Source organism: Streptomyces sp. NPDC050997, assembly GCF_040660135.1.
Lineage (GTDB): Bacteria > Actinomycetota > Actinomycetes > Streptomycetales > Streptomycetaceae > Streptomyces.
Genome location: NZ_JBFAGK010000017.1, coordinates 175820 through 188791, shown reverse-complemented (window position 1 = coordinate 188791; position 12972 = coordinate 175820). Strand labels below are relative to the sequence as shown.

Below are 12972 nucleotides of genomic sequence, written 5' to 3'. Positions count from 1 at the left end.
GGAACGCCATGGCCGACATCACATGGGAAGACCCCTTTTGCGCCGAAGGCAACAACTGCTTCCGCATAGGCACCGACCCAAACGGCAACGCCTACATCGCCGTCGCCGGACAAGAGGACAACCCCCTCACCGACTCCCGCGAAGCGCTCCGCACCCTCATCCGCGACATCAAGTCCGGCAAGGTCGACCACCTCCTGTAGCCGAAACCGCTCACTGAGGTCATCGCCGACGCGGCCGGCCGACTCGTCTGGGCGTCCGCGGCACTGCCCGGATCCACCCATGCCCTGACCGCAGCCCGCACCACGGCATCATCGACGCGTTGACCAGCGCGTACGTGATGACCTTCGTTGACAAGGCGTACCAGGGAGCCCGCGGCGGCGTCCGGACACGTTCAAGGGCCACCGCCACCGGCCAGACCCGTCGGTCCTGCAGAAGGCCGTCAACCAGGCACAGGCCCGCATCCGCGCCCGCGGCGAACGCGCCAATGCCACCCTCAAGACCTGGAAAGTCCTGACCAAGCTGCGCTGCTGCCCCCGCCGAGCGACCGCGATCATGCAGGCCACCCTCGTCCTACACCACGTCGAGAACGCGATCCACCGAGGATGAAGAACGCTCACCGATCATCAGATAGCCCTTGGTTCTTGATCTTCTTCCCTGGGCAAGAGGAATGATCCTTCAAGGGCTGTCCCCGTGATCCGCCGGGGTCGATACCGATCGGCCGCAGGTTAGAGATCAAGTTAATCATCGGGGTTCCGGTCGCGCGTTCCCGCTGTCGGGTTGTTGTTCCGTTGGTCGTCGGCGTTCCAGCTGGCCAGGAGACGGATCGCGTCGGCTTCAGGGGTGCCGGGTTGAGGGGTGTAGACACTCAAGACCTGGCCGGAGACGGCGTCGATACGGAGAGTCTCGTAGGGCAGTGTGACCTCACCGATGAGTGGGTGCCGGAAGGTCTTCGCGCCGGCTCGGGCGGTTCGTACGTCGTTAGCCGCCCAGCGCGTCCGGAATGCTGTACTGCGGGTCGCGAGTTCTCCGATCAGTTCGGTCAGGTCGGGGTCGTGGGGGTGGCGGCCGGCCTCGATGCGCAGTATCGCCACGGTGTCGGCTGCGATCCCGTCCCACTCGGGGAACAGGTCCCGGGCCCTGGGCTCGTCGAGGAACAGGAAGCGGGCGCTGTTCGTCCGTCCGGGCAGGTCGTACATGGGTGCGAGGAGTGCGCGTCCCAGTGCGTTGACCGCGAGGATGTCGAACCGGCCGTTGAAGACCACTGCGGGAAGGTGGTCCATAGAGTCCAGCAGCACTCGGATTCCGGGGGTGACCAGGTCTTTAGCTGCGCCGCGGCTCCGCTTGCGGGATGCGGGGGTCAGAGCGGCGAGCAGCCGGTCGAGGTGAGCGCGTTCGTCGTCGTCCAGACGCAGGACTCCGGCGACGGCGTCGACGACTCCGGCGGAGGGCCCGGTTGCCTGGCCGCGTTCGAGCCGCACGTAGTACTCCGGGCTGACCCCGGCGAGCAACGCGACCTCCTCCCTGCGCAGGCCTTTCACCCGACGGCGGGTGCCCTGAGGAGGAAGGCCGGCCTCGGTTGGGGTGACCCGGGCGCGGCGGGTGGTGAGGAACTCGCGGACCGCCACCCGTGCGGCCTCCTTCTCGTCCATGAGATCAAGGGTAGGCCCGGCCCGCGTCCCGGAAGGGGTCCCTGTGAGTACCCCTTTTCGCAGTGCCTGTCGGGATGTGGTGAACCGATGTTGGCTGCATGTCGACGAGATCGAGATCGGCGCCCGGATGCTGCGGACGCCGGCCCTCGCCGCTTTCCCTTGATGCACCTTCCTTCGACACTCTCGACGAGAAACGAGTTCTCTGATGCAGCACGCCATGCTGGGGAGCCTGCAGGTTTCCCGGATCGGCCTGGGTGCCATGTCCATGGCCGGCACCCTCCTCTCCGGCGGCGGCCTGGACGACGCTGAATCCATCCGCGCCGTCCATCGCGCGCTCGACCTCGGCGTCACCCACATCGACACCGCTGAAAGCTACGGCCCGTACCACAGCGAGGAGATCGTCGGTCAGGCGCTGGAGGGCCGGCGCGACCAGGTCGTCCTCGCCACGAAGTTCGGCATCCTGTCCCATGCCGGGGATGGAACCGGCCTGTTCGACAGCAGTCCGGTCAACATCCGCACTGCCGTCGAGGGCTCCCTGAAGCGCCTGCGCACCGACCGGATCGACCTCTACTACCAGCACCGGGTCGACCAGAACACGCCCATCGAGGAGACCATCGGCACCGTGGCCGAGCTGGTCGCCGAAGGCAAGGTCCTGAGCATCGGCCTGTCCGAGGCCTCTCCGGACACGATTCGCCGCGCCCACGCCGTGCACCCGATCGCCGCGTTGCAGACCGAATACTCCCTGTGGACCCGCGACGTCGAGACCGAGCTGCTGCCCCTGCTACGCGACCTGGGCATCGGCCTCGTCCCCTACGCGCCACTCGGGCACGGGTTCCTGACCGGCCAGATCCGCACGCCGGATGAGATCCCCGACGGCGACTGGCGCAAGACCAATCCGCGCTTCATAGGCGAGGCCTTCTACCAGAACCTGCAGCTCGTCGAGGAAGTACGGAACATCGCGGCCGAGGTGAGTGCCACCCCGGCACAGATCGCGCTGGCCTGGCTGGTGGCCCAGGGCGAGGACATCGCCCCGATCCCCGGCAGCCGGCGAGTCGCTCGCGTCAAAGAGAACACCGCCGCCGACGGCTTCGTCCTGACCGCCGACCAGTTGCAGCGGCTCGACACCCTCACGCCGGCCACCGGTGCCCGACACGACGACTTCAACGAGTCCACGATCGACCGCTGAACCCAGCATCAGCGCGTGTGCCGCAACCAGCGCGAACGCCGGACCCCAACGTAGTTCTCGACGCACGAGAGCCTTCGCCTCAGAGGAGAAACACCATGTCCGCAGCTACATCACTGACCGAGCAGAACCGCGCGATCGTCGAAGCCATGTTCGCGGCGGCGAACCGCGGTGACGTCGAGGGAGTCTTCTCCTACCTGTCCGAGGACGTCGCGGTCATCGAGCCGGTGTTCCTGCCCTTCGGGAAGGCCTACCACGGCAAGGACGAATTCCTCGGCCTCGCCCAGGTCTTGCCGAACTACCTCGACGTTTCCAAGATCACGGTGCACTACACCATCGCCGACGGCGACCGCGTCGCGGCGTGCGTCGGCATCACGGACGTCGCGACCGGAGAGCTGACCCACTTCATCGAACAATTCACCCTCAAGGACGGCAAGATCGTCGAGAATCGGGTGTTCTACCACAACGTCGGCAGCATGATCGACAGGCCCGAGGTCGTGTAGCGCGCACTCGAACTCACTGATCGCCCTCCAACGTTCCTCACCCAGTAATGGAACTCGCGACATCCGAACTCCAGGAGGTTCCTATGAGTCTGCCCATAACCAACGTCATACTCGTGCACGGCGGGTTTGCCGGCGGTTCCGGCTGGCAGGGCGTCTACGACCTGCTGACCGCCGACGGCTTCCGGGTCAGCATCGTGCAGCACGCCACGTTCTCGCTCGCCGGCGACGTCGAGGCAACCCGCCGGGTCCTCGACGCACAAAACGGCCCCGCCGTGCTTGTTGGGCACTCCTACGGAGGAGTCGTCGTCACCGAGGCCGGCACCCACGACGCCGTGGCGGCGGTGGTGTACATCGCCGCGTTCGCCCCGGACCAGGGCGAGTCGGTAAGCACGCTCATCGCCGACCCACCGCCCGACGCACCGGTGCCGCCGATCCTGCCGCCCGTCGACGGCTTCCTGCTGTTGGACCGTGAGCGCTTCGCCGAGTCGTTCGCCGGTGACCTGCCCGCAAGCCAGGCGGCGTTCATGGCAGACTCCCAGCTCCCGTGGGGCGTCGACGCGCTCGCCGGCGCCGTCTCTGCGCCTGCCTGGCGAACCAAGCCGAGCTGGTACCTGGTCGCCGCCGACGACCGCATGATCCCCCCGCCCGCCCAGCGGGCAATGGCCGAACGGGCCGCCGCGACCACGGTCGAGTCCTCCGGCAGCCACGCTGTGTACGTCTCGCAACCGGCCGCCGTCGCCGACCTGATCAAGAAGGCCGCCCAGTCGGTCAGCTGAGCGAACCACCCGTCGCATGTCCCCGGTCCACGATCGAGGGCGATTGGCATCCCGGACGTCACGGCGGGATAGCTGACCCACTTCATCGAACAATTCACTCTCAAGGACGGCAAGGTCATCGAGCTTCGGCCGTTCTACAACAACGCCAACACCTTGGTCGGCAAGCCCAAGGTTGTGTAGCGCACACTCAAATTCGCTGATCGCCTCCAGCGTCTCCTCACCCAGTAGTCGAACGCTCGGCGCGCTCAAAATTTCCCACAGTGACCAATGCCGACACCGGGGCCATGGGCCCCTGCCGTGACCTGTGCCGGCACGATGAAAATGGCTCAGTGTTCAGCATTGGCCAGAGCCCTCGCACCGGTGTCGAGAACGGGCTCAACGGGACGGCGTGACAGGGGACCACACGCCCATCCACTGTGCGGCGCCCCACGCCTCGTACCGTCGCACCTCGGTGAACCCCAGCGTCGACGCGAGGCGCATCGAGCGGTCGTTGGCGGTCTGGGTGCAGAGCACCACCGGCTCGCCGGGAAGCACGTCGGCGAACCAGCCGAGCGCCGCCGTGCACGCCTCGGCGGCGTATCCCCGTCCCCATGCCGCTGGCAGGAACAGGTAGCCGAGCTCGGCTTCCCCGGCATCCGGACGGACCTGACTCCGACGCTGCGCGTCGCGCCGGTTGAGCTCGATGGTGCCGATCATCGCTCCGTCGAGCTCGACCACGAAAAGCCCGGGGCGACTCTCGGGCGTCTCAGGCAACGCGCGCTCCAACTCGTCACGCGGTCGAGGGCCGCCGACGTAGGCGCCCACCTCCGGTGAGGCGAACAGCTCGATGAACGCCGCGCGGTCGCGGGCCTCGGGCTCCCGGAGCACGAGCCGTTCGGTTCGTATCGGGGCAGGTAGCCAGGCGACGGGTCCAAGCTCAGTCATGGCGGGCAACCTGGCCGCCCGTCCACCGGGCAAAGGTGTGATGGTCCCGGAAGCGCGCCTCGTGCCGGGCGGTCCTCAGGAGGGTGGCCAATTGCGTAGGGCGGCGTCGGCCATCTCCTTTAGTTCGTCGCGGCTGACACCGCTCGCGGCTTGTACGGCGATGCCGTAGCCGAAGGTGGTGAGGTAGCGGGCCAGTAGTCCTGGATCGGTCCGCGGAGGCAGGTCGCCGTCGTCGACGGCTCGCTGGAACCGCTCTCGGATGCAGGCGTAGCCGTTGTTGCGCCAGGCGACGAGGAGGTCACGGACTTCCTGCCCGGAGTCGCTGGCGGTCAAGGCGCCCTGGACACCCAGGCATCCGGGGGGATTGGCCGGGCGGGTGGTGGTTCGAACGGTGCCGGCCAGGATCGCGGTGGCGACGCCGAGGGCGGTCGGCTCCTCCAGGGCCCGGGGCAGGTATCCGCTCGGGCCTTCGGTGTAGCGCTCCAGAGCCTTGCGGAACAGCTCCTCCTTGTTGCCGAAGGCCGCGTACATGCTGGTGGAGGAAATCCCCATCGCGTCCGTCAGGTTGGCCAGGCTGGCCCCCTCGTACCCGTGCTCCCAGAAGACCAGCATGGCGCGCTCGAGAGCCTCGTCGGCGTCGAATCCTCGCGGTCGGCCGATGGGACCGCTCCGTTTCGTCTCCACTCCCACACTCTACCTCTTCCGCATCGATCGATGCGGAAGTGCTACCTTCGACTTCTGCGGCGATCGCTGCAGAAGTCCAAGGAGGTTGTTCCGTGGGGTTACTTGAGGGCAAGACCGCACTCGTCACCGGGGGCAGCACCGGAACGGCCTGGCCAGTGCCGTCCGGCTGGCGGCCGAGGGCGCACACGTGTTCATCGCCGGCCGACGCAAGACCGAACTCGACGCGGCCGTCGAAGTGATCGGTTCAGCGGCTACCGCGGTGACCGGCGACATCTCGAACCTGGTCGACCTGGACCGGCTCTACGAGACGATCCGCAGCCGGGAACGGGGCCTGGACGTCCTGTTCGCGAATGCCTCCATCGCCTCGCTCGGGCCACTGGAGCAGATCACCGAGGAACACTTCGACATCCTCTTCGGCATCAACGTCCGGGGCGGACCACCCTGAACGGTGAGCCGGCCACCCGGGACGACCTCATCGCGGTTCAGAAGCATGACGTCCGGCAACTCGAAGAACACTCCGGACATCGCCAACGGCCCACCCGGGCCTCATAATTCGCGAGGTTACGCAATGACCATCACACTGATCACCGGGGCCAACAAGGGCATCGGCTTCGAGACAGCCAGACAGCTTCTGGCGTTGGGCCACGTCGTCTACATCGGCGCGCGTGATGTCGAGCGAGGCGAGAAGGCGGCGGCAGAGCTCGGCGCACGATTCGTGCGGCTCGACGTGACCGACGACGCGTCGGTGAGCAGCGCGCTGGCGACGATCGACTCGGCCGAGGGCCGGCTCGACGTCCTGGTGAACAACGCGGGCATCCTGGGGGACGGAGTCACCGACGGTCCCACGGCACTTCGGGCCTTCGACACCAATGCGGTGGGAATCGTGCGCGTCACGGAGGCGGCGCTTCCCCTGCTGCGCAAGTCCTCGAACCCGACCGTGGTCACCGTTTCGAGCAGTGCCGGGTCCTTCTGGGCAGTTACCAATCCGGACCGGCCGGAGTTCAACCTGCCGTTGGCGCTCTACTCCGCCTCGAAGTCCGCAGCCACCATGCTCACGGTCCAGTACGCCAAGTCCCAGCCGGGCATCAAGTTCAACGCGGTCGAGCCCGGCACCACCGCGACAGACCTGACCGCGGCGTTCGGCATCGGAAGGGCGCCGGAGGAGAGTGCCAGGGTCGTGGTTCGTCTCGCCACTCTCGACGCGGACGGTCCGACAGGAACCTTCCAGGACGAGAACGGGGAAGTGCCCTGGTAGCCGTGGGGGAACGGTCGGGGGCAGCCCAGGCGGGTTGCCCCCGACCGTTCCCCCAGGCCTGACGCTCCGCACTCGCCGGTACGGCCGTCCAACATCCAATCGGCGCACGCTCATTGACCTGACTAGACCACTCCTCTTACGTTCGCACGGCAGCCATCCCGGCCACAACGAAGTGAGCCCGCAGGAGGTCATGCCCGTGCGCCCCACCGCCGTCCGCCCAACTGCCCTGCTGATCGCCCTTGTTGCCACCGCAGCCACCGCCACCGCCTGCGGCAGCGGCTCCGGTAGTGACCCGGACACCGTGAAGGTCTCTTTCAAGCAGTCCACGGACAACTCGATCCACGTCATGGACGACTACCTCGCCGGTATCAAGAAGCAGTTCGAGAAGGAGAACCCCGGCAAGAAGGTCGAGCTCGTCCCCATCAAGGCCCCGGACTCGGAGTACTACACCAAGCTCCAGCAGATGCTCCGCTCCCCCAAGACCGCCCCGGACCTGGTCTACGAGGACACGTTCCTCATCAACTCGGACATCACCAGCGGGTACTTGAAGCCGCTCGACGCCTACCTCGCCAAGTGGCCGGACTGGAAGCAGTTCATGGACACCGCGAAGGCCGCCGCCAAGGCCGAGGACGGGAAGACGTACGGCATCCCGGACGGCACGGACACCCGCGGCCTCTGGTTCAGCAAGGACGTCTTCCGGAAAGCCGGCCTGCCCGACGGCTGGCAGCCGAAGACCTGGGACGACGTCCTCGCCGCCGCCCGCACGATCAAGCGGAAGGTCCCGGGCGTCATCCCCCTGAACGTCTACACGGGCAAGCCCGTCGGCGAGGCCGCCACCATGCAGACGTTCGAGATGCTGCTCTACGGCACCGACGACGCCGGCGGCCAAGACCCCCTCTACGACCGGACGTCGAAGAAGTGGGTCGCCGGAAGCGACGGCTTCAAGGACTCCCTCGCCTTCGTCGAGACGGTCTACAAGGAGAAGCTCGGCCCGGACATCGAAGACGCCCTCGACCCCAACGTGATGACGAGGGTCCGCGGCGAGTGGCTCCCCAAGGGCAAGCTCGGCATCGCCCTCGACGGCTCCTGGCTCCCGCAGGACTGGCTGAAGGGCAGTGGACACGAATGGCCCGAGTGGTCGAAGGAACTCGGTCTCGCCGCCATGCCCACCCAGCACGGCCAGGCCCCGGGCAGGGTGAGCATGTCCGGCGGCTGGACCTGGTCCATCCCGGACAAGTCCGCCAACCCCGGCCTCGCCTTCGACTTCGTCAAGACCATGCAGACGAAGGCCAACGCCCAGAAGTGGTACATCGCCAACTCGGGCATCGCCGTCCGCAAGGACGTCGCCGCCGATCCCGCGTACACCAAGGCCCAGCCCGGCATCACGTTCTTCACCGACCTGGTCGCCAGCACCCACTACCGGCCCGCCTACCCGGCGTACCCGAAGGTCTCCACCACCATCCAGGAGGCGATGGAGGGTGTGACGACGGGTGACCAGCCCGTACAACAGGCGGCGCGGGGCTACGACGACGCGCTCAAGGAGGCCACGGACAACCAGGTGGTCGAGAAGTGACCACCGCCGCACCGCGGGCGACGGGCCCGGGGGCGGCCAAGTCCCCCTCGGGCCCGGCCCCTTCACCGCCCGCCCCCCCCCGGGTGCCCCCCTCCGCCGCTCCCTCGTCCGTGCCCTGCCCGTCTCCCCCGCCCTGGTCCTGCTGCTCCTCTTCCTCGCGGGCCCGATCGTCTACTGCGTCTGGATCGCCTTCACCGACCTCCAGCTCACCGGCCAGGCCGAGTCGTCGTTCGTCGGTCTGGAGAACTTCCGTACGGCCTTCCAGGACGAGGAGTTCCTCAACGCCGTATGGCTGACGCTGGTGTTCACGGTCATCTCGTCGCTGATCGGGCAGAACACCCTCGGCCTGGCGCTGGCCTCCCTCATGCGGCGCGCGTCGAAGCCGGTCCGTACGCTCACCGGCGGGATCGTGATCACAGCGTGGGTGCTGCCGGAGGTGGTCGCCGGTTTCCTGCTCTACGCCTTCTTCCGCCGCGAGGGCACCCTGAACGCCATCCTGGACTGGCTCCATCTCCCGTCCCAGAACTGGCTGTTCACGCTTCCGATCCTCGCGGTGTCGTTCGCGAACGTATGGCGGGGGACGGCCTTCTCGATGCTCGTGTACTCCGCCGCCCTCAACGAGATCCCGAAGGAGATCACGGAGGCGGCCGAGGTCGACGGCGCGGGCGGCTGGCGCCGTATGTGGCACATCACGCTCCCGATGATCCGGCGTTCCATCGCCACGAACCTGATGCTCAACACCCTCCAGACCCTGTCCGTCTTCGGGCTCATCTGGGTGATGACCAGGGGCGGCCCGGGTGACAAGAGCCAGACCCTTCCCCTCTTCATGTACGAACAGGCCTTCCAGAACAGCATGATCGGCTACGGCACGGCCGTGGCCCTCCTTCTGCTGCTGGTCGGCTCCCTGTTCTCGCTCGTGTATCTGCGCCTGCTGCGGACGGAGGTCTGACGACACATGGCCCTCACGCTCTCCTCCCGCCGCCGTAGCCGTCGGCTGGCGGCCGACGCCGGGTTGTTCGTGTTCGCCGCCGCGTTCGTGCTGCCGCTGGCCTGGGTGGTCCTGTCGGCCCTGGACCCGCGAGCCGACCTCAGGGTGAAGGCGCCCGACGGCCTCACCCTGGGCAACTTCGACGCGATCCTGACCTCCGACATCACCTTCACCCCGCTGCTGAACAGCCTGATCCTGTGCGGCGGCGCGACCGGACTGACGGTGGTGTGCGCGGCCCTCGCGGCGTACCCCCTGTCCCGCTTCAGGTCCCGCCTGAACCGCCCGTTCCTGCTCACGATCCTCTTCGCGACCAGCCTGCCGATCACGGCGATCATGGTTCCGGTGTACGCGCTGTTCGTGCGGGTGGACCTGATCGACACCATGCAGGGCACGATCTTCTTCTTCGCCGCCTCCCAACTCCCGTTCGCCATCTGGCTGATGAAGAACTTCATGGACGGCGTCCCGAGGGAACTGGAGGAGGCGGCCTGGACGGACGGCGCGTCGTCGCTCCAGTCACTGGTCCGGATCGTGCTCCCCCTCATGGGCCCGGGAGTCTCCGTCGTGACGGTGTTCTCCTTCGTGATGATGTGGGGGAACTTCTTCGTCCCGTTCATGCTGCTGCTCACCCCGGACCAGATGCCGGCCTCCGTGAGCATCAACGAGTTCTTCGGAAACCGCGGCATGGTGGCGTACGGCCAACTCGCCGCGTTCTCCGTCGTCTACTCGACCCCGGTGATCCTGCTCTACGTCCTGATCGCCCGCCGGCTGGGAGGAGGCTTCGCGCTGGGTGGCGCGGTCAAGGGGTGAGCCCGGCGCACGTGTCACGCCTCCGGCAGCACGTCACGCCTCCGGCAGCACCCCGGGCCGGAACGGCTCCACCCCCACCACGTGGCGCACCCGCACCGGCTCGATCAGCAGCATCACCCGTCGCTCGCCGGGGAGCAACCAGGGGTACCGGTCCTGCCCGATGTACTTCCGGGTGAGCCGGTCCATGGAGGCATCCGCCTCCTCGCCCTCGACGAAACGGATGACCCGGCCCCGGATCTCGACGCGGTCGTAGGGGTTGTCAGGGTCGTGGTGGGAGAGGGAAATGTTCGGATTGCGCCGCAGGTTCTCCTCCTTCACACGGCCGATCGCCGTGTTGACCATGACGTACTCACCTTCGATGTCCGCCCACATGGGCGAGATCTGCGGGGTCCCGTCGGCGCCGACCGTCGCGAGGTGCCAGAAGTTCGGCGCCACCAGACGTTCGCGAATATGCCCCTCTACCTTGCCATTTGCCTCGTGCACGACCGTCACGCTCCTTTCGGGCACCCGTCCGGGCGCCCTCCGCCACCCTCCCTACCAGCCACCGAACCGCCGACAGACGATCTTCGGCCACCTCGAACCCACGGCCGAAACCGTATGTTCCTACAATCTGTGATCCTGGCCGAACTGAACGTAGTCACCGCACGCCCGCGCCCCTAACTTGTGGCCCGTGCGCCGACCCCCACAGCCCAGTCCGCCCAGCCCACCGCCGCCTCCCCCGTTCGACGCTCCCGCCGCCCGCAGGCTCCGGACCGCTCTCGGAATGGGGCCCGAACATGTCGCCTACGGCATGCGTGTCTCGTACGGGCTCCCCTATGTGACCCCCGACCTCGTGATCGCCTGGGAGCGCGGGATCACCTCTCCCACCAACCCCGAACTCGTCGGGCTCGCGGGCGTGTTGTGGTGCTCCCCCGGTGACCTCATCGGCAGACCGCGCACCCTGCGCGAGCACCGGCTCTCCCGCGGGTTCGCGCCCGAGGACGTGGCGAATGCCGTCGGGCTCGAACTCCTCGCGTATCTCAGCATGGAGGAGCACGACCAGTGGCGCGGCACCGACCGGCAGTCGTCCGCGCTGGCCGACCTGCTGGACCTCACGCTGCCCGACTTCGTGATCGTCACGGGCCGCGAGCCGAAACTCGCCGCGTTGCTGCGCAATGCCGTGACGACGCGGTGGCAGGCGTACGTCCGTCCGGTCGCGAAGATCGTGCCGCTGGGCCGGCGGCTCCTGGAGGACAGCCTCCAGAAGCTGCACCGGCAGTACCAGGGGCAGACGGTCTCCACGCTCGGCTGGGGCGGCGGCGGTACCGGTGACACCGGGCAGGACTTCCTGGACCGGGTGGTCGACCACTTCTGGACCACGGTCCAGGACAACACCGGCTAGCGGCCCCGGAGGGCCGCCTAGAAGACCGACTCCGCCTCGTCCATCCGGTCCTTCGGGACCGTCTTCAGTTCGGTCACCGCCTCCGCGAGCGGCACCATCAGGATGTCGGTGCCGCGCAGGGCGGTCATCCTGCCGAACTCGCCCCGGTGCGCGGCCTCCACCGCGTGCCAGCCGAAGCGGGTGGCGAGGACACGGTCGTACGCGGTCGGTGAGCCGCCGCGCTGGACGTGACCGAGGATGACCGGCTTGGCCTCCTTGCCGAGGCGGCGCTCCAGCTCGTACGCCAGGGCCGTACCGATGCCCTGGAAGCGCTCGTGGCCGAACTGGTCGATCGCGCCCTTGCCGTAGTCCATGGTGCCGTCGGCGGGGTGGGCGCCCTCGGCGACGGCGACGACGGCGAACTTCTTGCCGCGGGAGAAACGCTCCTCGACCATCTTGACCAGGTCCGCCGGGTCGAAGGGCCGCTCGGGCAGGCAGATGCCGTGGGCGCCGGCCGCCATACCGGACTCCAGGGCGATCCAGCCCGCGTGCCGGCCCATGACCTCGACGACCATCACGCGCTGGTGGGACTCGGCGGTGGTCTTGAGGCGGTCCATCGCCTCGGTGGCGACACCGACCGCGGTGTCGAAGCCGAAGGTGCGGTCGGTGGAGGAGATGTCGTTGTCGATGGTCTTCGGGACGCCGACAACCGGCAGACCCGCGTCGGCCAGCATCCGCGCGGCCGTCAGCGTGCCCTCGCCGCCGATCGGGATCAGCGCGTCGATGCCGAAGTCGCGCGCGATGTCGTACGCGTTCTCGCACGCCTCGCGCAGCCGGTCGCGCTGCAGGCGGGACGAGCCGAGGATGGTGCCGCCGCGGGCCAGGATGCCGCTGACGGCGTCGAGGTCGAGCGTGCGGTAGTGGCCGTCGAGCAGGCCGGCGTACCCGTCCTCGAAGCCGATGACCTCGTCGCCGTAGTGGTCGACCGCTCGGTGCACGACCGACCGGATCACGGCGTTCAGGCCGGGGCAGTCGCCACCTGCTGTGAGCACTCCGATGCGCATCGTGCTGTGTCTCCTGCTCGCTGTTGATACCGGTGAGCCAGATCCGATTGTTTCATGCCCACAGGACGACGTCGTCGTTGCCACTGACGGGCGCCTTATATATCGCGAGAGGTATTGTCAAGAGGGTTCTGCTCACCTCGGTGGGCGATTTTTATGAGCCCACGAGTACCCCTGAGCAAGACGAAGACGACAGCGAAGACTACGGC

General features: G+C 67.6%; 14 protein-coding genes and 2 pseudogenes. 11 read left to right on the top strand and 5 right to left on the bottom strand.

Going from position 1 to position 12972, the window contains the following annotated elements:
* Nucleotides 1-8: 8 nt before the first annotated feature.
* Both AB0H86_RS31980 and AB0H86_RS31975 read left to right on the top strand, forming a co-directional pair.
* A complete protein-coding gene (locus AB0H86_RS31980; RefSeq protein WP_362446612.1) occupies nt 9-200 on the top strand; it encodes a hypothetical protein in 192 nt (63 codons plus the stop codon).
* Between the two features lie 15 nt (nt 201-215).
* Nucleotides 216-606: pseudogene (locus AB0H86_RS31975) on the top strand (transposase family protein); the annotation flags it as partial.
* A 131-nt stretch (nt 607-737) separates the two neighbouring features.
* Here the strand turns inward: AB0H86_RS31975 and AB0H86_RS31970 are convergent.
* Nucleotides 738-1649 (bottom strand): helix-turn-helix transcriptional regulator, encoded by a 912-nt coding sequence (locus AB0H86_RS31970; RefSeq protein ID WP_362446609.1) that lies wholly within the window; start codon nt 1647-1649, stop codon nt 738-740.
* Nucleotides 1650-1854: 205 nt separating this feature from the next.
* On the opposite strand from AB0H86_RS31970, the gene AB0H86_RS31965 reads away from it, so the two are divergent.
* The 3 genes from AB0H86_RS31965 (at nt 1855) to AB0H86_RS31955 (ending at nt 4111) form a co-directional block, all read left to right on the top strand.
* Complete coding sequence (locus AB0H86_RS31965) at nt 1855-2835, top strand: aldo/keto reductase (RefSeq protein ID WP_362446606.1); 981 nt, start codon at nt 1855-1857, stop codon at nt 2833-2835.
* A 95-nt stretch (nt 2836-2930) separates the two neighbouring features.
* Entirely contained in the window at nt 2931-3335 is a 405-nt protein-coding gene (locus tag AB0H86_RS31960; protein WP_362446603.1) for a nuclear transport factor 2 family protein, read from the top strand.
* A gap of 83 nt (nt 3336-3418) precedes the next feature.
* Complete coding sequence (locus AB0H86_RS31955; protein ID WP_362446600.1) at nt 3419-4111, top strand: alpha/beta hydrolase; 693 nt, start codon at nt 3419-3421, stop codon at nt 4109-4111.
* 375 nt (nt 4112-4486) lie between these two features.
* Here AB0H86_RS31955 and AB0H86_RS31950 read toward each other — a convergent pair whose 3' ends face one another.
* A complete protein-coding gene (locus tag AB0H86_RS31950) occupies nt 4487-5035 on the bottom strand; it encodes a GNAT family N-acetyltransferase (protein ID WP_362446597.1) in 549 nt (182 codons plus the stop codon).
* 75 nt (nt 5036-5110) lie between these two features.
* The gene (locus AB0H86_RS31945) at nt 5111-5719 is read right to left on the bottom strand and encodes a TetR/AcrR family transcriptional regulator (protein ID WP_362446594.1); all 609 of its coding nucleotides are present in this window, start codon (nt 5717-5719) and stop codon (nt 5111-5113) included.
* A 92-nt stretch (nt 5720-5811) separates the two neighbouring features.
* On the opposite strand from AB0H86_RS31945, the pseudogene AB0H86_RS31940 reads away from it, so the two are divergent.
* The 5 genes and pseudogenes from AB0H86_RS31940 to AB0H86_RS31920 all read left to right on the top strand — a co-directional run.
* Nucleotides 5812-6152 (top strand): annotated as a pseudogene (locus AB0H86_RS31940) (SDR family NAD(P)-dependent oxidoreductase); the annotation flags it as partial.
* Between the two features lie 135 nt (nt 6153-6287).
* A complete protein-coding gene (locus AB0H86_RS31935; protein WP_362446591.1) occupies nt 6288-6974 on the top strand; it encodes an SDR family NAD(P)-dependent oxidoreductase in 687 nt (228 codons plus the stop codon).
* A gap of 190 nt (nt 6975-7164) precedes the next feature.
* Complete coding sequence (locus AB0H86_RS31930) at nt 7165-8547, top strand: extracellular solute-binding protein (protein WP_362446588.1); 1383 nt, start codon at nt 7165-7167, stop codon at nt 8545-8547.
* A 115-nt stretch (nt 8548-8662) separates the two neighbouring features.
* On the top strand, nt 8663-9496 hold the full coding sequence (locus AB0H86_RS31925) for a sugar ABC transporter permease (RefSeq protein ID WP_362446664.1): 834 nt from the start codon (nt 8663-8665) through the stop codon (nt 9494-9496).
* A 6-nt stretch (nt 9497-9502) separates the two neighbouring features.
* Nucleotides 9503-10342 (top strand): carbohydrate ABC transporter permease, encoded by an 840-nt coding sequence (locus AB0H86_RS31920; protein ID WP_362446586.1) that lies wholly within the window; start codon nt 9503-9505, stop codon nt 10340-10342.
* 33 nt (nt 10343-10375) lie between these two features.
* On the opposite strand, the gene AB0H86_RS31915 is transcribed toward AB0H86_RS31920, so the two are convergent.
* Nucleotides 10376-10834, bottom strand: a complete 459-nt coding sequence (locus AB0H86_RS31915; RefSeq protein ID WP_362446583.1) for a PPOX class F420-dependent oxidoreductase — start codon at nt 10832-10834, stop codon at nt 10376-10378.
* A gap of 178 nt (nt 10835-11012) precedes the next feature.
* Here AB0H86_RS31915 and AB0H86_RS31910 point away from each other — a divergent pair, with 178 nt between their 5' ends.
* Nucleotides 11013-11723, top strand: a complete 711-nt coding sequence (locus AB0H86_RS31910) for a helix-turn-helix transcriptional regulator (RefSeq protein WP_362446580.1) — start codon at nt 11013-11015, stop codon at nt 11721-11723.
* 17 nt (nt 11724-11740) lie between these two features.
* Here AB0H86_RS31910 and AB0H86_RS31905 read toward each other — a convergent pair whose 3' ends face one another.
* Entirely contained in the window at nt 11741-12766 is a 1026-nt protein-coding gene (locus AB0H86_RS31905; RefSeq protein WP_362446577.1) for an ATP-dependent 6-phosphofructokinase, read from the bottom strand.
* Nucleotides 12767-12972: the final 206 nt, after the last annotated feature.